This window comes from Pseudonocardia alni (genome assembly GCF_002813375.1).
Taxonomy (GTDB): Bacteria; Actinomycetota; Actinomycetes; order Mycobacteriales; family Pseudonocardiaceae; genus Pseudonocardia; species Pseudonocardia alni.
The window spans coordinates 5,118,574-5,138,318 of the sequence record NZ_PHUJ01000003.1 but is presented as its reverse complement, the minus strand read 5'-3'; the positions used below and the strand labels follow the sequence as shown (position 1 = coordinate 5,138,318).

At 74.7% G+C, this 19,745-nt stretch carries 21 protein-coding genes; 8 read left to right on the top strand and 13 right to left on the bottom strand.

Annotated features, from left to right (window positions below; all coding sequences use genetic code 11):
- Positions 1-2: 2 nt before the first annotated feature.
- Complete coding sequence (locus tag ATL51_RS25305; protein WP_100880144.1) at positions 3-653, bottom strand: TetR/AcrR family transcriptional regulator; 651 nt, start codon at positions 651-653, stop codon at positions 3-5.
- Positions 654-713: 60 nt separating this feature from the next.
- On the opposite strand from ATL51_RS25305, the gene ATL51_RS25300 reads away from it, so the two are divergent.
- Positions 714-3,152 carry a glycoside hydrolase family 3 C-terminal domain-containing protein gene (locus ATL51_RS25300; protein WP_100880143.1) on the top strand — a complete coding sequence of 813 codons (2,439 nt, stop codon included), beginning with the start codon at positions 714-716 and terminating at the stop codon, positions 3,150-3,152.
- Positions 3,153-3,304: 152 nt separating this feature from the next.
- Here ATL51_RS25300 and ATL51_RS25295 read toward each other — a convergent pair whose 3' ends face one another.
- From ATL51_RS25295 to ATL51_RS25285, 3 genes are read right to left on the bottom strand one after another with little or no spacing between them, the layout of a single operon-like run.
- Positions 3,305-4,864, bottom strand: coding sequence for a GMC family oxidoreductase (locus ATL51_RS25295; RefSeq protein WP_100880142.1), 1,560 nt, complete (start codon positions 4,862-4,864; stop codon positions 3,305-3,307).
- Positions 4,861-6,417, bottom strand: a complete 1,557-nt coding sequence (locus ATL51_RS25290) for an APC family permease (RefSeq protein WP_100880141.1) — start codon at positions 6,415-6,417, stop codon at positions 4,861-4,863. Before ATL51_RS25290 ends, ATL51_RS25295 begins: the two co-directional genes overlap by 4 nt.
- Positions 6,418-6,459: 42 nt before the next feature.
- A complete protein-coding gene (locus ATL51_RS25285; protein ID WP_100880140.1) occupies positions 6,460-7,929 on the bottom strand; it encodes an aldehyde dehydrogenase family protein in 1,470 nt (489 codons plus the stop codon).
- Positions 7,930-8,056: 127 nt separating this feature from the next.
- On the opposite strand from ATL51_RS25285, the gene ATL51_RS25280 reads away from it, so the two are divergent.
- A complete protein-coding gene (locus tag ATL51_RS25280; RefSeq protein ID WP_179760537.1) occupies positions 8,057-8,818 on the top strand; it encodes an IclR family transcriptional regulator in 762 nt (253 codons plus the stop codon).
- A 9-nt stretch (positions 8,819-8,827) separates the two neighbouring features.
- Here the strand turns inward: ATL51_RS25280 and ATL51_RS25275 are convergent, their stop codons facing one another.
- On the bottom strand, positions 8,828-9,292 hold the full coding sequence (locus tag ATL51_RS25275) for an SRPBCC family protein (protein WP_073574048.1): 465 nt from the start codon (positions 9,290-9,292) through the stop codon (positions 8,828-8,830).
- Between the two features lie 202 nt (positions 9,293-9,494).
- Here ATL51_RS25275 and ATL51_RS25270 point away from each other — a divergent pair, with 202 nt between their 5' ends.
- The 3 genes from ATL51_RS25270 (at position 9,495) to ATL51_RS25260 (ending at position 12,275) form a co-directional block, all read left to right on the top strand.
- A complete protein-coding gene (locus tag ATL51_RS25270; protein ID WP_157818518.1) occupies positions 9,495-9,854 on the top strand; it encodes a hypothetical protein in 360 nt (119 codons plus the stop codon).
- Positions 9,851-11,467, top strand: coding sequence for an alpha/beta hydrolase (locus tag ATL51_RS25265; protein WP_100880138.1), 1,617 nt, complete (start codon positions 9,851-9,853; stop codon positions 11,465-11,467). The genes ATL51_RS25270 and ATL51_RS25265 overlap by 4 nt, the downstream gene beginning before the upstream one ends.
- A gap of 160 nt (positions 11,468-11,627) precedes the next feature.
- On the top strand, positions 11,628-12,275 hold the full coding sequence (locus ATL51_RS25260) for a TetR/AcrR family transcriptional regulator (RefSeq protein WP_073574051.1): 648 nt from the start codon (positions 11,628-11,630) through the stop codon (positions 12,273-12,275).
- A gap of 67 nt (positions 12,276-12,342) precedes the next feature.
- On the opposite strand, the gene ATL51_RS25255 is transcribed toward ATL51_RS25260, so the two are convergent.
- The 6 genes from ATL51_RS25255 to ATL51_RS25230 all read right to left on the bottom strand — a co-directional run bounded on the left by ATL51_RS25255 (position 12,343) and on the right by ATL51_RS25230 (position 15,943).
- Positions 12,343-12,546, bottom strand: coding sequence for a cold-shock protein (locus ATL51_RS25255; RefSeq protein ID WP_020624259.1), 204 nt, complete (start codon positions 12,544-12,546; stop codon positions 12,343-12,345).
- A 146-nt stretch (positions 12,547-12,692) separates the two neighbouring features.
- On the bottom strand, positions 12,693-13,064 hold the full coding sequence (locus ATL51_RS25250) for a hypothetical protein (protein WP_100880137.1): 372 nt from the start codon (positions 13,062-13,064) through the stop codon (positions 12,693-12,695).
- Positions 13,065-13,106: 42 nt separating this feature from the next.
- Positions 13,107-13,514, bottom strand: a complete 408-nt coding sequence (locus ATL51_RS25245) for a DoxX family protein (protein WP_073574052.1) — start codon at positions 13,512-13,514, stop codon at positions 13,107-13,109.
- Positions 13,515-13,575: 61 nt separating this feature from the next.
- On the bottom strand, positions 13,576-14,832 hold the full coding sequence (locus tag ATL51_RS25240; RefSeq protein ID WP_100880136.1) for an alpha-hydroxy-acid oxidizing protein: 1,257 nt from the start codon (positions 14,830-14,832) through the stop codon (positions 13,576-13,578).
- A 101-nt stretch (positions 14,833-14,933) separates the two neighbouring features.
- Positions 14,934-15,140: a tautomerase family protein gene (locus tag ATL51_RS25235; RefSeq protein WP_062401599.1), complete on the bottom strand. Its 207-nt coding sequence runs from the start codon at positions 15,138-15,140 to the stop codon at positions 14,934-14,936.
- 44 nt (positions 15,141-15,184) lie between these two features.
- Complete coding sequence (locus tag ATL51_RS25230; protein ID WP_100880135.1) at positions 15,185-15,943, bottom strand: SDR family oxidoreductase; 759 nt, start codon at positions 15,941-15,943, stop codon at positions 15,185-15,187.
- Positions 15,944-16,044: 101 nt separating this feature from the next.
- Here ATL51_RS25230 and ATL51_RS25225 point away from each other — a divergent pair, with 101 nt between their 5' ends.
- A complete protein-coding gene (locus ATL51_RS25225; RefSeq protein ID WP_100880134.1) occupies positions 16,045-16,887 on the top strand; it encodes a helix-turn-helix transcriptional regulator in 843 nt (280 codons plus the stop codon).
- 12 nt (positions 16,888-16,899) lie between these two features.
- On the opposite strand, the gene ATL51_RS25220 is transcribed toward ATL51_RS25225, so the two are convergent.
- Positions 16,900-18,111, bottom strand: a complete 1,212-nt coding sequence (locus ATL51_RS25220; RefSeq protein ID WP_100880133.1) for a cytochrome P450 family protein — start codon at positions 18,109-18,111, stop codon at positions 16,900-16,902.
- A gap of 68 nt (positions 18,112-18,179) precedes the next feature.
- Between ATL51_RS25220 and ATL51_RS25215 the strand changes: the two genes are divergently transcribed.
- The gene (locus ATL51_RS25215) at positions 18,180-18,791 is read left to right on the top strand and encodes a TetR/AcrR family transcriptional regulator (protein WP_100880132.1); all 612 of its coding nucleotides are present in this window, start codon (positions 18,180-18,182) and stop codon (positions 18,789-18,791) included.
- A gap of 34 nt (positions 18,792-18,825) precedes the next feature.
- Positions 18,826-19,251, top strand: coding sequence for a PPOX class F420-dependent oxidoreductase (locus ATL51_RS25210; RefSeq protein ID WP_100880131.1), 426 nt, complete (start codon positions 18,826-18,828; stop codon positions 19,249-19,251).
- 5 nt (positions 19,252-19,256) lie between these two features.
- On the opposite strand, the gene ATL51_RS25205 is transcribed toward ATL51_RS25210, so the two are convergent.
- Positions 19,257-19,634, bottom strand: coding sequence for a hypothetical protein (locus ATL51_RS25205; RefSeq protein WP_100880130.1), 378 nt, complete (start codon positions 19,632-19,634; stop codon positions 19,257-19,259).
- Positions 19,635-19,745 lie beyond the last annotated feature (111 nt).

Genomic DNA, 19,745 nt, shown 5'->3' with positions numbered 1-19,745 from the left:
CGTCACCGCGGCGGGACGAGCGCCGCGACGAGGGCACGCAGGTCGGCCGCCATGTCGAACCCGCCGGGGTCGGCCGGGGCGACCGGGGCGCCGCCGGGAGGGCGGTCGAGCAGCCACTGGACCTGCAGCCCGTCGGCCGCGGCCAGCAGCAGCCGGGCCACCCGGTCCGGGGTGAGCTCCCCGGCGGGCGCCGCGCCGGCTCCGGGGTCGGCACCGGGGTCCGCACCCGGACCCGCTCCGGGCTCCAGCTCCGCGGCGAGCGCGGTCCGCAGCCGGTCGTAGCGCCGGGCGAACCAGTCGTGGGCGGCGTGGCCCGGGTCGGTCGCCTCGGCCGAGGTGACCGCGTACAGCCGGACCAGACCGGGCTCGGACCCGTTGTCGCGCACGGTCTCCAGCAGCGCCTCGGGGCCGCTCCCGGGCTCGGCGCGCGCGGCGGCGGAGCGCTCGTCGCGGGCCTGCAGCACCGCGACCAGCAGCGCCTGCTTGGACCCGAAGTAGTGGAACAGGGTCGGCTCGCTGACCCCGACCCGGCGCGCGATCTCCTTCGTCGACGACGCGTGGAAGCCGCCGGTCGCGAACACCTCCAGCGCCGTGTCCAGGATCTGCTCCCGCCGCTGCCGCCCCTTGGCGTAGCGCCCGCGTCCCGTCGTCACCGGTCGAGGCTAACCCACGAATCCCGAGTGTCACTAGGTTTTCACGGGTACGGTGGCCCCATGCCTTCCGTCGACGAGGACCTGCTCACCACGCTCATCGCCCGGCTCGATCTGGAGGCGAAGGTCCGGCTGCTGACCGGGGCCGACTTCTGGTCCACCCCGGCCGAGCCCGCGATCGGGCTGCGCCGGATGGTGCTGTCGGACGGCCCGTCCGGGGTGCGCGGGGAGAGCTTCGACGAGCGGTCGCCGTCACTGTCGCTGCCGTCGTCGACGGCACTGGGGGCGACCTGGGACCCGGAGCTCGCCCGCCGCTACGGCTCGGCCCTGGGCGCCGAGGCCCGCCGGCAGCACGCCGACGTCGTCCTCGGGCCGACGATCAACCTGCACCGCACCCCCTTCGGCGGCCGCCACTTCGAGGCGCTGTCGGAGGACCCGCTGCTGACCGGCGAGCTCGCCGCGGCCTACGTGGAGGGGCTGCAGGCGCACGGGGTCGCCGCGACACCGAAGCACTACGTCGCCAACGACGCCGAGTCCGAGCGCTTCACCGTGGACAACGCGGTCGACGAGCGGGCGCTGCACGAGCTGTACCTGGCCGCGTTCGAACCGGCCGTCACCCGGGCCGGGGCGTGGGCGGTGATGTCGGCCTACAACGCCGTCAACGGCGCGACGATGAGCGAGAACCCGCTGCTCGCCGAGCCGCTCACCGGCGAGTGGGGCTTCGACGGGCTCGTGATGTCGGACTGGGGCGCGGTGCGCACCACGGTCGCGTCGGCGCGCGCCGAGCAGCACCTGGTGATGCCCGGCCCGGTGGGCGCCTGGGGCGAGCGCCTGGTCGCCGCGGTGCGCGACGGCGAGGTCGAGGAATCCGTCGTCGACGGCAAGCTGCGGAGGCTGCTGCGCCTGGCCGCCCGGGTCGGCGCGCTGGAGGGGGCACCGACGCCGCCCGCCGTCCCGGCCGCCGAGGACGGCGCCGCCGTGGCCCGCGGGCTCGCCGCCGCGGGCAGCGTCCTGCTGCGCAACACCGGCGAGCTGCCGTGGGACGCCTCGTCGCTCGGCACGGTCGCGGTGCTCGGGCACAACGCCGCGCTCGCCCGCACCCAGGGCGGCGGGAGCGCCACGGTCCGACCTGCCGCGGTCGTCGCGCCGCTGGACGGGCTGCGCGCCGCGCTCGGCGAGGACCGGGTGCGGTACCGGCTGGGCGCGCAGGTCGCCGAGGGCGTGCAGCCCTTCGACCCGGCCACGGTCACCGACCCGGTCACCGGGGAACCCGGACTGCGCGCGGTGTTCCGCGCCGCGGACGGCTCCGCGCTGCGCAGCGAGCACCGGCTCGGCGCCTCGCTGATCTGGATGGGCGCCGAGATCCCCGACGGCGCCGAGACCGTCGAGGTGTCGGCACGGTGGGCACCCGAGCCCGGGACGCACCGGGTCGGGGCCGCCGCCGTCGGGCACGTGACGGTGCACGCCGACGGGACGGCGGTGCTCGACACCGAGGCCGTCCTGACCGGCGACGAGGGTCCGGGCGCGGCGATCTTCGAGGCCCCCTCGGTGACCGGGGAGGTCGGCACCGACGGACCGGTCGACCTGGTGTTCCGGTTCCGCCCGTCCGGCGGCGAGGCCGGCATGGCACTGTTCGCGCTCACCGTCGGGACCGAGACCGTCGTCGCCGACCCGCAGACCGAGGTGGCCGCGGCGGCCGCGCTGGCGGCGGCCTGCGACGTCGCCGTCGTCGTGGTCGGGACCAGCGACCGGATCGAGAGCGAGGGCTTCGACCGCACCTCGCTGGCGCTGCCCGGCCACCAGGACGACCTGGTCCGGGCCGTCGCCGCGGCCAACCCGCGCACCGTGGTGGTGGTCAACTCCGGTGCCCCGGTGCTGCTGCCCTGGCGCGACGAGGTGGCCGCGGTGCTGCTCGGCTGGTTCGGCGGCGAGCGCTTCGGCGACGCCGTCGCCGACGTGCTGCTCGGGCACGCCGAGCCGGGCGGGCGGCTGCCGACCACCTGGCCCGCCACCGGCGAGGAGCGCTCGGTGCTCTCCGGGCGCCCGACCGGCGGCGTCCTGCGCTACGACGAGGGCGTGCACGTCGGGCACCGCAACTGGCTGCGCCACGGCGAGACGCCGGCCTACCCGTTCGGGCACGGGCTCGGCTACACCACCTGGACCCTCGACGACGCCGTCGCCGGGCCCTGGTCGGCCGACGGCGTCGCGGTGACGGTCACCCTGACCAACACCGGCCACCGGGCGGGCCGCCAGGTCGTGCAGGCCTACCTGTCCCGGCCCGGCTCCGACGTCGAGCGGCCCGCCCGCCGGCTGGCCGGCTGGGCGGTCGTCGACGCCGCCCCCGGCACGACGACGGCCACCGTGGCGGTGTCACGGCGCGCGTTCCGCCACCGTGCGGGCGGGACGTGGGCGACCGAGCCGGGGACCTACGACCTGCACCTCGGGTTCTCCGTGTCCGACACCCCGCTGCACGCGACGGTGGAGGTCGTCGGCGAGGGCTGAGCGGTCAGCCCGTGGCGGGCTCGAGCGTGACCTCGTCCACCGGACCGGCGCGACGCACGTGACGCTGGACAACTCCGCCGACGACGTCCCGGTCGACGACCTCGTCGACCGGCTCCTGGCGGCCCGTTCCCGGCTGAGCCGGGCCGGTCGGGTCAGCCGGCGTGCGCGGCCCGCACCAGGTCCGAGCTCTTCTCCCCGATCATCATCGTGGTGATGTTCGGGTTGATCGCCGGCAGGAAGGGCATCGCCGACGCGTCGGCGACCCGCAGACCCTGCACCCCGCGGACCCGCAGCTGCGGGTCCAGGACGGCGCCCGGGTCGCCGTCGGCGCCCATCCGCGCGGTGCACGCCGGGTGGTACACGGTGTTGTGGGTCTTGGTGATGTAGTCGGCGAGCTCGTCGTCGGTCACGGCGTCCGGGCCCGGCGCCAGCTCGGCGGCGATCCACTCCTTCAGCTGCGGCTGCTCGGCGATGCGGCGGGCCAGCCGGACGCCCGCGGTCATCACCCGCATGTCGTGGCCCTCGGGGTCGGTGAAGTAGCGCGGGTCGACCCGGGCCCGGTCCCGGAAGTCGCGGGTGCGCAGCCGCACGGTCCCCCGGGACCGGCCACGGGTGACGTTCGGGGTGAGGCAGAACCCGTTGTCGGTGGTCGGGTAGCCCCACCGCAGCGTGTTCATGTCGAACGGCACCGAGCCGTAGTGCATCATCAGGTCCGGCCGGTCCAGGGCCGGGTCGGTACGGGCGAACAGCCCGATCTCCCACCACTGCGTCGACTCGGTGACCATCGGCTTCGCCGCGTCCCAGAAGACCAGGCCCTCGACGTGGTCGTCGAGGTTCGAGCCGACGCCGGGCAGGTCCGAGCGGACCTCGATGCCGAACTCGCGCAGGTGCTCCCCCGGGCCGATGCCCGAGAGCATCAGCAGCTTCGGGGTGTCGATCGCCCCCGCGGAGAGGATCACCTCGCGCTCGGCGTGCGCGGTCTCGCGGCCCGGGCCGATCCCCCGCTGGTACTCGACGCCGGTGGCGCGGGTGCCGTCGAACAGCACCTGCGAGGCCCAGCAGTCGGTGCGCACCTCCAGGTTCGGGCGCGAGCCCAGGATCGGATGCAGGTAGGACACCGACGCCGAGGCGCGGGTGCCGTCGGGGAAGGAGTTGATCTGGAAGTACCCGGCGCCGTCGGTGACGGTGTGGCCCTCGTTGAACCGCACCGTCGGCATGCCGACCTGCGCGGCGGCGGCCAGCACGGCGTCGCCGCAGGGGTCCTTCGCGGGGATCTGCATGAGGTTGACCGGGCCGGAGCGGCCGTGGCCGTCCCAGTCGCCGTCGTTGGTCTCCAGGCGCCGGATCAGCGGCCAGCACTCGTCGGCGGACCAGCCGGTCAGGCCGGACGCGGCCCACTCGTCGAGGTCCTCGCGCGGGGTCCAGAAGGCGATGCAGGAGTTGTGCGAGCCGCAGCCGCCGAGCACCTTCGCGCGGGCGTGGCGCATGTGGGAGTTGCCGCGCTCCTGCGGCTCGACCGGGTAGTCCCAGTCGTAGCCGGAGTCGAGCAGCGCCATCCAGTCGGTGAGCCGCAGGATGTTCGGGTCGCCGACGTCGGACGGGCCCGCCTCCAGCAGCAGCACCCGCGCCGCGGGGTCCTCCGAGAGCCGCGCGGCGAGCGCGCAGCCCGCCGAGCCGCCACCCACCACGATGTAGTCGAACCGGTCGGTCACGCCGTCTCCCCCATGCCCTGCTCGATCTCCTTCGCCCGGTGCTCGGGCAGACAGCCCAGCCCGTGGCGGCCGCGCAGCCGGAACCACGCCAGCCCGGCCAGCGCCACGACCCCGATGAACAGGAACGCGATGAACCGCAGCCACCCGGTGCCGTAGACCTCCTCGCGCGGCCAGGCCAGGTTGATCGCCATCGCCGCGCCCCACAGCACCGCGAGCACGTTCACCGGCAGGCCGAGACGCCCCAGCGAGAAGTACCCCTTCTGGCCCTCGTCCGGCCACTGCCCGCGCAGCCGCCGCACCAGCATCGGCACCGTGACCAGCAGGTACGCGATGTAGATCATGATGATCGCGACGCTGGTGACCGCGGTGAAGACCTCGGGCACGCCGATGTTCGCGACCAGGATCAGGATTGCGACCAGCCCGACGACGATCGCCGGCACCACCGGCGTCTTGTGCTTCGGGTCGATCCGCGCCAGCACGGAGCCGGCGGGCAGTGCGTTGTCGCGGGCCATCGCGAACATCAGCCGGATCGCCGCGGTGTGCACCGCGAGCAGGCAGACGATCACCGCGATGCTGATGGTGATCAGGAAGACCCGGCCGATCGTGCCGCCGGCGACCTCCAGCAGCACGAGCTGCCCGCCGCCGTCCTTGCTGCCCAGGCGCGGGTCGGCCAGGTCCGGTGCGGCCAGGATGATCCCGAGCAGGATCAGCCCACCGAGCACGAACGACGCGACGACCGCGCGCAGGATCGCCGCCGGGGCGGTGCGCCGCGGGTCGACCGTCTCCTCGCCGAGCGAGCTGGCGGTGTCGAAGCCGTACATCACGTAGGCCGAGGCGAGCGCCGCGACCAGGAACGTGCCGAAGTAGCCGCCGCCGCCCGCCGCCGGCGCCGGGGTCTCGAACAGCACCGAGACGGGGTTGCGGATGCTCAGCAGCAGCGCCACGACGATGACGACGGCGGCGATCAGCTCGATGAACACCCCGGTGGAGTTGATCCGCGCCATCAGCTTCACCCCGACCGCGTTGATCACCGTGGTGAGCACGATCAGGATCGCGCCGAGCAGCACGCCGTTGACGGCGGCGTCGCCCGCGTCGGAGGCGTCGCCGACGAGCTGGAAACCCGACCAGATCTGCGGGAACGTCAGCTGCGCGGCCAGCGCGACCGCCGCCAGCGACACCACCGAGGCGGTGAACATCATCCAGCCGGCCAGCCAGGACACGGTCGGCCCGGCCAGCTGCTTGGACCAGTTGTAGACCGACCCGGCGACCGGGTAGCGCCCGGCCAGCTCGGCGAAGGACAGCGCGACCATGAACTGGCCGGCGAACACCATCGGCCAGGACCACCAGTAGGCCGCGCCGCCGGTGCCGAAGCCGAAGTAGAACAGCTGGAACGTGCCGGTCAGGATCGAGATGTAGCTGATCCCGGCCGCGAAGCTGGCGAACTTGCCGATGCTGCGGTCGAGGGTCTGGCTGTAGCCGAACTCGGCGAGCCCTCCCCCGTCGCCGTCCGCGTCGCGGGAGGGGTCCCGCCGGGTCGGTTCGGGAACGGTCATCGTGGACCTCCTGGGCCGTTGCGTCGCGTCATCATGGCGGCCTCAGCGGCCCGAGAACCATCCCTGGGGCTGCGGAGCGGTGTTGGTCCACACGTGCTTGATCTCCTGGTACTCGGCCAGCCCGGTCGGGCCCAGCTCGCGGCCGTTGCCGGAGCGGCCCATGCCGCCCCACTCCGCGCCCGGGAAGTACGGGTGGAAGTCGTTGATCCAGACGGTGCCGTGGCGCAGCGCGGACGCGACCCGGTGGGCGCGGCCCATGTCGGCGGTGAACACCGCACCGGCCAGCCCGTACTCGGTGTCGTTGCCCAGGCGGACGGCCTCCTCCTCGGTGGTGAACCGCTCGACGGTCAGCAGCGGGCCGAAGGTCTCCTCACGGATCAGCCGCGAGTCCGGCGCGAGGTCGGTGATCACCGTCGGCAGGTAGAAGTAGCCCTTCCCGAGGTCCGGGTCGTCCGGGCGGGCGCCGCCGCAGCGGATCGTGGCGCCCTCGGCGCGGGCGGCCGCGACGAAGTCCTCGATCTTGGCCAGGTGCGCGGCGGAGACCAGCGGGCCGACCTCGACGCCGTCGGTGAGACCGTTGCCGAGCCGGATCCGCTGCGCGCGGCGCACCACCTCGTCCACGACCGCGTCGGCGACCGAGTCCTCGATGATCAGCCGGGCCCCCGCGGAGCAGACCTGGCCGGAGTGCAGGAACACCGCGAGCATCACGTAGTCGACGGCGAGCTCGAAGTCGGTGTCGGCGAAGACGATGTTCGGGTTCTTCCCGCCCAGCTCGACGGCGGTGCGCTTCACCGTCTCGGCCGACGCCCGGATGATCTTCTGGCCGGTGGACAGGCCGCCGGTGAAGCTGACCATGTCCACGTCCGGGTGCTCGGTCAGCGGGGCGCCGACCGACGGCCCGTCGCCGAGCACGATGTTCACCACGCCGGGCGGGACCCCGATCTCCTCGCACAGCTCCACCAGCACGATCGAGGTCAGCGGGGTGACCTCGCTGGGCTTGATCACCATCGTGTTGCCGGCGGCGATCGCCGGGGCGACCTTCCAGGACAGCTGCAGCAGCGGGTAGTTCCACGGGGTGATCAGCGCGCAGACACCGACCGGCTCGTGCACGATCCGCGACACCACGGCCGGGTTGCCGGTGTCGACGATCCGGCCGGCGTCCTTGTCGGCGAGCCCGGCGTAGTAGCGGAAGACGGCGGTGACGTCGTCGACGTCCTGGCGGCCCTCCGCGATCGTCTTGCCGGTGTCGAGGGTCTCCAGCCGGGCGATCTTCTCCCGGTCCCGCACCAGCAGGTCGGAGATCCGCCCGAGGAGCGCACCGCGCTCGCCGGTCGTGGTCCGCCGCCACGGTCCGTCGTCGAAGGCACGGCGCGCGGCGGCGACGGCACGGTCGACGTCGTCGGGTCCGGCCTGGTCGACCTCGGTGACCGTCGAGGCGTCGTAGGGGTTGATCACCGGGGCGGTCCCGGCGGACCCGGTGGTCCAGCTTCCGTCGATGTAGAGGCTCGGCACGGCGCGAGCTTTCACCGGGAACCGGTCGGTGTGCAAACCCGGGCCGGACACCCGTGTGCAGGGACACGGTCACGCCTTCCAGCCGCCCCACGTGGCAACGTACGGAATGCCGGGTTAGGGTTGCGCAATGAGCAACACGGTGCGCGGACGGGAGCCCGGGGTGCAGTCGGTCGACCGGGCCATCACCCTGCTGACCCTGCTGGCCGACCGCAGCGAGGCGGGGGTCAGCGAGCTCGCGGCCTCGCTCGACGTCCACAAGTCGACCGCCTTCCGGCTGCTCGGGGCGCTGGAGGAGCGCGGCCTGGTCGAGCAGATCGCCGACCGCGGCAAGTACCGCCTCGGGTTCGGGCTGATCCCGCTCGCCGGCCGTGTCGCCGAGCGCCTGGAGGTCACCACCCAGGGCCATCCGGTCTGCGAGACGCTCGCGGAGCGGCTCGGCGAGACCGTCAACATCGCCATCCCCGACCGCGGGTGGGCGGTCAACGTCGACCAGGCCCGCGGCCCGTCGATGGTCACCACGTTCAACTGGCTCGGCCGGATCACCCCGATGCACAACACCTCCAGCGGCAAGGTGCTGCTCGCCTCGGTCGTCCTCGACGACCCGGGAACGATGCCGGACACCGTGCCGGAGCAGGGCCGCGACACGCTCGTGGAGGAGCTGCGCCGGGTCCGCCGGCACGGGTACGCGTGGTCGCTGGAGGAGCTGGAGACCGGCCTCAACGCCGTCGCCGCGCCGGTGGTGGACCACGGCGGTGCGGTGGTGGCCGCGCTCTCCGTGTCCGGGCCCGCCTACCGGCTCTCCGCCGAGCGGATCGAGCGGATCACCCCGGAGGTCGTCGCCGCGGGGCGTGAGATCAGCCGTCGCATGGGGTTCTGGCGCGACCGCTGAGCCGCGGGCCTACGGCGGCGGGGCCGGCGCGGGCCCCTGCAGGCGTTCCAGCACCGGCGGCAGGGTGCGCTCCAGCTCGTCGCCGTGCCGCTCGAACTCGCGCCGCAGGAACGGCGCCGCCAGCTTCAGCAGACCCTTGAGCCGTACCCGGGCGTGGAAGCTCACGACGCTCCCCCCACCCTCGGCCGGCTCGACGACGATCTCCTCGGTCGCGGTGACCGTCGGGTTCTCCCCGACGAACACGACCCGACCGGCCGTCAGCTCCCGCAGCGTGTGGTCGAGCTCGCTCTCCCGTCCGCCCCACACCGACACCGTGTGCCAGGCGGCGCCGACCGCGACCGGGCCGCCGCCGTCGGAGCGGGTGCTGGAGCGCACGGTGGGGTCCCAGATCTCGCTGTGCCCGTGGTCGGCCAGGTAACCGAGCACCGTCTCCGCAGGGGTGGACACCGTCATCACCCGCTGGACGCCGACCACGACGCTCCTCTCCCCGACCGGGCGCCGCTCGGGACCCGGCCCGCTGCTCCCGACCGGCGCAGATGGTCTCACGGCGACCGGTCATGATCGCGAGCCCCGTGCCGGTTTCCCCGGAACGCCCGTGCCGGGGGCGCGCGGCACGCACACTCCTCCCGACGCGGGCGGGCCGGGCGGGCCCGCCACCGACGACGGAGGTGCCGCGGTGCACGACCGAGACCGACCGGGGACGCCGTGGACGAGTGGCGGGCCCCGCCCCGGACCGCGCCCGTCGTCGGACGGGACGGCGCACTCCGACCCGGACGGTCTCGACGGCGCCGCGACGGCGCTCGACCGCGTCGCCGAGGGCCTCACCGGGGACGCGGCGCTCGTCGGCCCCGCCGTGCCGGTGCCCGGCTTCGCGGCCGGGACGGCCGCCGCGGCCTGGGAGGACGCGATGGTGCGGGCCGTCCGGGAGCACGCGGGGCACACCGCGTCGACGGCGTCGGCCCTGCGCGCGGCCGCCGCGGCCTGGCGCGCCGCCGACGACGACGCCGCGGTGGCGTTCGCCGGACGCGCCTCGTGAGCGCCGGGCCCGCGCTGGGCGACCTCGTGACCGCCGACCCCGGCGCGTGGCTGCGCCGCGCCGGCACCTGGGACGGGGTGTCCCGGGCCCTGTCCGACCGCGCGGCCGAGCTGGACCGCTGCGCACCGGGGTCGTGGAGCGGGGCCGACGCCGACGCGGCCGCGCTCGCCCGCGCCGAGCAGGTGCGCAGGCTGCGTGCCGACGCGGGTACCGCGTCCCGGGCCGCGCAGGTGTTGGGCACCCACGCCGGTGAGGTGCTCGACGCCCAGCGCCGGCTCGTCGTCGCCGCACTGGCGGTGCACCCGCAGTTCGTCGTCGACCTCGAGCGCGGCACGCTGTGCGCCGGCCTCGGCGCGCAGCCGCCGGGTGTGTGGCGACTGCCGGCGATGGTCGCCCGCTTCGGAGCGGACCTGGTCCGCCTGTCCACCGCGGTCGCCGACGCCGTCGGCGCCGCCGCCCGGTCCGACCGCGCCACGGCCGCCGCGCTCGACGCGCTCCGCCCCGCCCCCGCGGCGGTGTCCCGCCCGGTCGCGTCCGCCGCGGCGCCGCCCGCCGGTGCGGACGGCGGCGCCGTGCGGTCCTGGTGGACCGGGCTGCCCGGGGCCGACCGGGAGCAGCTGCTGCACACCCGGCCCGGGCTCGTCGGCGGGCTGGACGGTGTGCCGGTCGCCGACCGGGATCGGGCGAACCGGGTCCTGCTCGACGCCGAGCTGTCCCGGCTGCGGGCCCGGGCGGCGCTGCTGGACCGGGCCGGGGACACCGCGGGCGCGGACCGCGCCCGGCGGGCCTCGGCCGGACTGGAGACCACCCGTCGACGCCTGGACGCCGGCGACGCGTACCTGCTCCGCCTGGAGCGCGGGACCACCGGCGGGCGGCTCGTGCTCGCCGTCGGCGATCCGGACCGCGCCGCGCACGTGCTCACCCACGTCCCGGGGACGACCGCGGGCTGGGGCACGGTGCCCGGTGACCTGGCCCGGGTCGAGGCGACCCGCGCCGCCGCCCGGGCGGCCGCGCCGGGCGGTGCCGTCGCCGCGGTCCTGTGGACCGGCTACGACGCTCCCCCGGACCTGCTCGCGGCGGCGGACCCCGCTGCCGCCCGCGCCGCCGCCGGGGACCTGCGGTCCTTCCAGGACGGCCTGCGGGCCGGGCACGCCGGACCGGTGCACCTGACCGTCGTCGGGCACTCCTACGGCTCGACGGTGCTCGGGAACGCCGCCCGGGGCGGCGGCCTCGCCGCCGACGACGTCGTGTTCGTCGGCAGCCCCGGGACGGGCACGGGGCACGCCTCCGAGCTCGGCAGCGCACCCGGGCACGTCTGGGCGACGACCGCGCGGCACGACCCGATCGGCCGGGTGCCCGGGGTCGAGGTCTTCGCGACCTCGCGCGGTCTCGCCCCGACCGGGCTCCTGCACGGCCCGGACCCGGCGGCACCGGGGTTCGGTGCACGGGTGTTCGACTCGGCCCCCGGGTCGGCGCTCCCGCGCCCGGACGACCCGGCCACCCCGAACGACGAGTCCGCGTTCGCCGCCGCGCACGGCGGCTACTGGGACCCCGGCTCGCCGAGCCTGCGCACCCTGGGCCGGATCGTCGCCGGAGCATCCGTTCCGCCGTGACACTCCGTCGTGATCGATCCGCTTTGCGAGACCACCGCACGGCCGTCCGGCCGAACGAACGACCGCTCAACGAACCAGAGATGGGCCAGGTCACAGGTAGTCGTCAGACCAACCGCGACTAGCCTGTCCCGGACGTGGGCACGGGCAGTAGCATGCGGGCGTGACCGAGACCGAGAGCAGACCGGCACGGCGCACCGGCCGTCCGCCACTGACCGACCGCGCGACACTGCTGGCCGCTGCGCGCGAGCTCGGCTTCTCCGACCTGACGGTCGGCGCGGTGACCGCCCGGGTCGGCGTGAAGTACTCCACGTTCTACCGCCACTTCCCCAGCCTGGAGGCGCTCGTCGCCGCGCTGGTGGACGACGTGGTGACCGACGACGTCTTCCCCGCGACCGACGAGGGCCGGTGGCAGGAGCAGATGCTGGCGTTCGCGGCGGCGACGTTCGACGTGATGGCCGAGCACCCAGGCCTCGCCCCCGCGATGGTGCGGCTGCCGGAGTCACCCGACGCGATGATGTCGGCGTTCCGGCGACTGACCGACCGGCTGCTGGAGGCGGGCTTCACCGCCGAGGACGCGGCGCTGGGCGCCTCGACCGCCATCCACATGGGAATGCAGCCGTGGCTGACTGCCAGCTCCTCCGGCACCGGGGACGCGCGTCGGCGCGACCAGGTGCTGGAGTCGGCCGAGCCGTTCGACGCCCAGATCCGGGCGGTGTTCCGCGACCGGATCGACGACCCGCCGCGCAGCTGGACGCTGAGCCGCGTCGAGCTGGTCGTCGCCGGGCTGGAGACCCGTCTGGCGTCCTGACCCCCGACACGACGACGCCCGGGGTGCTTCGCGTGAGCACCCCGGGCGTCGGCGTCGGATCAGGCGGTCAGGTGGGAACGACCTGGTCCGCCTGCGGACCCTTCTGACCCTGGGTGACCTCGAAGGTCACGGTCTGCCCCTCGTCGAGGCTGCGGTATCCGGAGGACTGGATCGCGCTGAAGTGGACGAACAGGTCCTGCCCGCCTCCGTCCGGCGTGATGAACCCGTACCCCTTCTCCGCGTTGAACCACTTGACGGTTCCCTGTGGCATCCGGATGTCTCCTCGCGTCTTGCCGGTTCCTACGGGGTGGACATTAGCCGTACCGGAGCCCGCCGTGCTACACGCGACGTGCGATCGGGTACCGGCGCGTCGCGTCGGGCGTCCCGTTCGCCCGTTTTTCCGGGCCCCCGGCGCGCTCAGCCGAGGATCGCGGCCAGCACCAGTCCGCCGCTGGTCGCGACGAAGGACAGTCCGCTGACGACGCGGAAGACCGGGTGCCGGACGACGTCCGGTCTCCAGGCCATCGGCAGGAACAGCGCCGGGTTGACCCAGGTCCCGAACACCAGTACGGCCACGAGCCAGCCCGGCAGCTCCGGCGCGGCCAGCCCGACGGCGACCAGGATCAGCCCCATCAACACGACGTCGAGATGCGCCTGCAGCAGCCGGCGCGGCTCCACGATCCCGATCCGCCGCCACGCGTCGGGGCGGGTCACCGACACGACCACCGCCCAGCCCAGCATCGCACCGAGAGCGAGCTCGACGAGCCCGATCCGCACCATCGCGTCCATCCGGTGATCGTGACGGTCGACCGGCGACGGACCGGCACCGGCTCACCGGCGCGGGATCAGCCCGCCCGCGTAGAGCGCCCACGCCACCAGCAGCGGCTGCCCGGCCAGCCGCGCGGCGCGCTTCGTGTCGGTGTCGAGACCGAACCCGTCGACGCGGTTGCGGTACTGGGAGACGTTGCCGGGGACGATCGCGGTGAAGAACGCGGCGGCCAGGCCGCCGACCCGGCGGCGCTCCTTCGGGAGGCCGGCCAGCGCGGCGCCGAGCGCGATCTCGGCGGCCCCGGAGAGCAGCACGACGTCGTCGGTGTCCATCGGGACCCACGGCGGGACCTGGGCACGGAACTCGCGGCGGGCGAAGGTGAGGTGCGAGGTCCCGGCGAACACCAGCATCGCGCCGAGCGCGAGGCGGGCGACGTCCTGCCGGGTGCGGGTGGCCGTCGTGCGCGTCATGTTCCGACCGTGCCACGACCCGGGCGGGCGGGCGCGCCGGACCGCACCGCCGGGCGCCCCGTCAGGGACGCTCGCGCAGCTCGATTCCGGCCGGGGTGGTGGCCCCCGCCAGCCCGCAGACCAGGTCGAGCTCGGCGACGACGTTCTGCAGCACCTGCGCGACGCCGCGGGCCCCGTCCAGGGCGAGCCCGTGCACGAACGGGCGCCCCAGCAGTACGGCGCGGGCGCCGAGCCGGACCGCGGTCGCGACGTCGGCCCCGGTGCGCACCCCGGAGTCGAGCAGCACCGGCAGCGCGTCGCCGACGGCGTCGACGACACCGGGCAGCGCGTCCAGTGAGGCGACAGCGTGGTCGATCTGGCGGCCCCCGTGGTTGGAAACGACGACACCGTCCACACCGGCGTCGGCGGCACGGCGGGCGTCGTCGGGATGCAGGACCCCCTTGAGCAGGATCGGAAGCCGGGTCCGCGAGCGCAGGGTCGCCAGGTCCTCCCAGGACAGCCGCGGTCGCGAGTAGACCCGCAGGAAGGTCTCCACGGCCGCCCTCGGGACGGGCGAGCGCAGGTTGTCCCGGAACCGTCCGGGGGCGTTGCGGGTGATCTCGAGCAGGGTGCGCACGGCCTGCGGGGTGACCTTGGGCGGCGCCCCGGCCGACGGCGCGGCGAGGGTCTGTTCCACGAGGCCGCGGAACACCGGGTCGGAGGTGTACTGGGCGATCCCGATGCCGCGGGCGAAGGGCAGGTGGCCCAGGTCGAGGTCGCGGGGGCGCCAGCCGAGCATCGTCGTGTCGAGGGTGACGACCACGGCGTCGCAGCCGGAGGCCTCGGCGCGGCGCAGGAAGCTGTCGACGAGCTCGTCGGAGGTGGACCAGTACAGCTGGAACCAGGTGGGGCCACCGACCGCGGCGATGTCCTCCATCGGCGTCCCCGCCTGGTTGGAGATCACCATCGGGACCCCGGCGGCCGCGGCTCCGCGGGCGACGGCGAGGTCGGCGCCCCGCCGGACCAGGTCCAGCGCGCCGATCGGGGCGAGGAGCAGCGGGGCGGGCAGCGTGCGGCCGAACAGCTCGACGGTCAGGTCGCGCTCGCCGACGTCGCGCAGCACCCGCGGCACGATCTCCCGGCGGGCGAACGCCGCCCGGTTGGCGCGCATCGTGGTCTCGGCGCCCGCGCCGCCGGTGACGTAGGCGTCGGCGCGCCGGCTCATGGCCCGCCGCGCGCGACGCTCCAGCTCGTCGGGACCGGTCGGGACCCGGGGACGGGCGCCGGAGACGCCCTCACGGTAGATCCGTTCCTGCCGAGCCCGGCCCGGTGCCGTCATGGCGCCCTCCCCCGTCGTCGCGCGGTCAGCCTACGGGCCGTGCCGACCGCCCCGGACGGACCCGGGGCCGGACCGCGTCCAGGGGGCGGCGGGCCGGACGGTCACCGTCCCCGCAGGTCGGCCAGGGTCAGGACCTGCCCGCGGATCCCCCAGCCGCCATCGGCGACCTCGTCGACGAGGACCATGGTGTTGGCGCGGACGTCGTCGCCGAAGGTGGCGGCGTAGAGGTCGGTGACCTTCTCGACGAGCTCGCGCTTGGCGTCGGCGTCGAGCAGGCCCGCAGGGACCTTCAGGTTGGCGAACGGCACGGGTGTCTCCTGTTCCGGGTGGACGGTCGGGTACGGCGTGGTGGTCAGTGCGGGTCGGCCGCGTTGAGGCGGGCGACGACCTCGGCGTACTCGCCGCGGGCCTCCGCGTGGCGCAGCGGCAGCACCCGGTCGACGAGCACCTCCCCGCCCGGTGTCGGGGCCTGGAGCAGGGTCAGCACCTCGGCGACGAAGTCGTCGAGCGGCATCGCGATCGGGCTGTCCTGCTGGCCGGGCAGCAGCTCCGTCGCCACCGACGGCGGCACGATCTCGACGAGCTCGACGGTGGTGTCGGCGAGCTGCAGGCGCAGCGACTCGGTGAGCATGTGCACCGCGGCCTTGGTGGCGTTGTAGCTGGGCGTCGCGGCGAGCGGGACGAAGGCCAGACCGGACGACACGGTGACCACCGACGCGACCGGCCGTCCCCGCAGGTGCTCCACGAGCGCGCCGATCAGCCGGATCGGGCCGAGCAGGTTGGTGGTGACGACCTGCTCGGCCGAGGCGAGGAAGCCCTCGGGGCCGTGCCAGTCCTCGACCCGCATGATCCCGGCCATCGCGACGAGCACGTCGAGGTCGGGGTGCCGGTCGAGGACCTCGGTCACGGCCTTCGTGACGCTCGCCGGGTCGGCCGTGTCGATCTCGACGGCGTCGAGGCCGGGGTGGGCGGCGACGAGCTCGTCGAGCAGGTCGCGCCGCCGGCCGCCGAGGACCACGGTGTTGCCGCGCTCGTGCAGCGCCAGGGCCAGGGCGAGTCCGATGCCGCTCGTCGAGCCGGGGATGAAGACGGTGCGTCCGGTGATCTGCATGTCCCCACCGTCGCCGCGCGGCGGACGGGACGGCAGAGACCGGTCATCGGGGGATCGCCGGTCCCTGGTTGCCCGGCGGGTGCCCACGGATACTCGATGCCGTGGACCGAGCAGCCCTGGCCGACTTCCTGCGCCGGCACCGCGCCGGCCTCCGCCCCGGCGATGTCGGGCTCCCCGACGGGCCGCGCCGGCGCACGGCGGGGCTGCGCCGCGAGGAGGTCGCGGCGCTCGCGGTCATGTCGACCGACTACTACACGCGGCTGGAGCAGCAGCGCGGCCCGCAGCCGAGTGAGCAGATGCTGGCGTCGCTGGCCCGGGCGCTGCGGCTGGGCAGCGAGGAGCTCGACTACCTGTTCCGGTGCGCGGGCCGCAACGCGCCGGCGTCGGGCCCGGTGTCCGAGCACGTGGCCCCGGCACTGCTGCGGGTGCTGGACCGGCTGCACGACAGCCCGGCCCTGATCCTGACCGTGCTCGGCGAGACGCTCGTGCAGAACGACATGGCCCGGGCGCTGTTCGGCGACCACACCCACCACACAGGGCTCGCCCGCAGCGAGGTCTTCCGCTGGTTCACCGACCCGGACGCCCGGCGCATGTACCCGCCCGACGACCGGCCCCGCCAGAGCCGCGCGCAGGTCGCGACGCTGCGGGCGGCACTGGCGATGCTCGGGCCCCGGTCGCGGGCCGGGGAGCTGGTGGGGGTGCTGTCGGAGCGCAGCCCCGAGTTCGCCGCCCTGTGGGAGCTGCACGAGGTCGGGCGCCGGTTCGCCGACCACAAGACGCTGCTGCACCCCGAGCTCGGCGAGCTGGAGGTGGACTGCCAGGCGCTGTTCACCGAGGACCGGTCCCAGGCGCTGCTCGTGCTCACCGCGGCGCCGCGCAGCGAGACCGGACGACGCCTGGAGCTGCTCCGGGTGATCGGCAACGAGCAGTTCAGCGCGGGCTGAACCGGGTACCGGTCATGCGTTCAGGCGCACCGGGAGCGCCGTGAGCGCGTGGATCAGCGTGCTCTCCCGGTACTGCCCGGGGGCGCCGGCGAGCACCATGTCCGGGAACCGCGCGAGCAGCGTCCGGAACGCGACGTCGGCCTCGAGGCGGGCCAGCGGGGCGCCGAGGCAGTGGTGGATGCCGTAGCCGAACGCGAGGTGCCCGGAGGTGTCGCGATCGGGGTCGAACCGCTGCGGGTCCGGGTAGCGCCCGGGGTCGCGGTTGGCCCCGATCAGCGAGACCAGCACGACCTCGCCGGCCGGGATCGTCACCCCGGAGTACTCGACGGGCTCGTCGGTGAAGCGGATCGTGGCGAGGTTGACCGGTCCGTCGTAGCGCAGGAACTCCTCGACCGCGTGCGGAACGCGGTCGGGGTCGGCGCGCAGCCGGGCGTGCCGGCCGGGGTCGCGCAGCAGCGCCAGCATGCCGTTGCCGATGAGGTTGACCGTGGTCTCGTGCCCGGCGACCAGCAGCAGGAACGCCATCGCGGTGACCTCGGTGGAGCTGAGCGAGTCGCCGTCCTCCGAGGCGCGGACGATCTCGGACAGCATGTCGTCGCCGGGGTGGGCGGACTTGTCGGCGACGAGCTCGGACAGGAACTGCGCCATCGACGCGGCGGCCGCGGCGCGCTCCTCGTCGGGGCCGCTGGAGAGCAGCAGGTTCGACCAGTGCCGGAAGTCCTCGCGACGCTCCCCCGGGACGCCGAGGATCTCGGAGATGACCGTCATCGGCAGCGGGAACGCGAAGTGGTCCAGCAGGTCCAGCTCGGGACCCGCCTGCTCGGCGGCGTCGGCGAGCTCGGTGGCGATCTGCTCGATCCGCGGCCGCAGCCGGGCGATCGCGCGGACGGTGAACGCCCGCCCGACCAGCTTGCGCAGCCGGGTGTGGTCCGGCGGGTCGGCGTTGAGCATGTGCCCGACGAGCGAGTCGGCGAACTGGCGGAACGAGGTCGCACCGTGCCGCTGCAGCACCTCGGGCAGCCGCCGGGAGTCCTTCCGCAGCCGCGGGTCGTTCAGCGCGGCGCGGGCGTCGTCGTAGCGGGTGATCATCCAGAACGTCAGCCCGTTCGGGCCGGTCGCACGGGTGACCGGACGCGCGTCGCGCAGCTCGCGGTAGAGCGCATCGGGATCGTCGAAGAAGTCCTGGTCCAGCACCACCGGCCGGGTGTCGTGGTCGATCGTCATCGTCGGCTCCTCGTCCTGGGTGACCTCGGCTCTCGCCAGGATTACACTCCTCGTGCAAAAATGCACTCGTGAGGAAAGGGACGGAACGGCGGCCGTCGGCCCGGGAGCGGAACCGGCGGTCCATCCTGGACGCCGCGCAGGCCGTGCTGCGCGAGGACCCGGACGCCTCCCTCGACGAGGTCGCGGCCCGCGCCGGCGTCGTCAGGCGCACCGTCTACGGTCACTTCACCAGCCGTCACGACCTGGTGGTCGCACTCGTCCGGGCGGCGTCGGCGGACTTCGTCGAACAGGTCGGGGAGGTCGACCCCGACGCACCCGACCCGGCCGGCGAGCTCGCGGCCACCCTCCTGCGCACCTGGAGCACGTCGCGGCGCTACGGCCCGGTCATCGCACTGGCCCGCCGGACCGCCGACGACGAGATCCGCGCCGCGATGGCGCCGTTCCACACGATCATGATCCGGCTGCTGGAGAACGGGCAGCGGGCCGGTGTGTTCTCCCGGCACGTCGCGGCCCCGGTGCTGGCCGAGGTGCTGCAGGCGGGGTCGATGGCCTACCAGCACGCCGCACGGGACGGGCGGTGGGACGGCGACGAGGCCGACGTCGCCCTCGGGCACCTGCTGACCCTCGGGGTCCCCGTGGCCGACGCGCGTGCCGCGGTCGCCCGGGCGACCGCGGCTTGACCTCGACCCGACTCCAGCTCCTACGGTCGCCGGCATGTTCACCGACGAGGAGATCAGCTACCTGCGCGGCCGGCGGATCGGCCGGCTCGCGACCGCCCGACCGGACGGGACGTTGCAGGTCAACCCGGTCGGATTCGGCGTCAACACGACGCTGGGGACCATCGACGTGGGCGGGTTCCGGATGGAGCGCAGCCGCAAGTTCGGCAACGTCGCCGCCAACGGTCAGGTCGCGTTCGTCGTCGACGACGTGCTCTCGACGGACCCGTGGCGGGTGCGGTTCGTCGAGGTCCGCGGACGGGGCGAGGCGCTGACCGAGCCGACGGACTCCGCGGGGCAGACGACGAGGTCGGGACCGATCATCCGGATCCACCCGACGCGGGTCCTCACCCTCGCACTGTCACCCGAGGATCAGCAGGTGGATCCGCACGAGGCGGGGGTCCGGGCGCGCGACGTGGGGTGAGACCGCTACAGCATCGCGTCGATCTCGCTGCGGTGGAACGCGAGCGGCGTGGCGGGGAACCCGTAACGGTCCTGGTGTCGTGTCCCCGACCCGCACCACCCGCAGCGGCCCACCGCGTCGTAGACCGCCCGGCCCTCCAACTCGGCCCGGCGGGCCGTGACTGCACGGTCGGCGCGGGTCGGCCGCGGGGCCGACCGCCGCGCGGGGCGCGCCGTCGATCGGCCGGACAGGCGGGAGTACAGCCAGATGCCTGCCACCGGCAGCGCGACCAGACCGGCGGCGACCACGAGCCACTGCAGGACGCCGATCACCGTGCCGACGACGAGGACGGCGAGCACGACGATCCCGATCGCCTGGGCGAGCTTGAGCACGACGTTCGACATCGCGGATCCTCCACGTCCGGTGCGGGTGGTTGCGGTCCCGATCTCGGATCGCCGCGGTATCGCGTTACACCGCCCCGGCGGGCCCGTGCACCGTCGCGCGCGGCGGTCAGC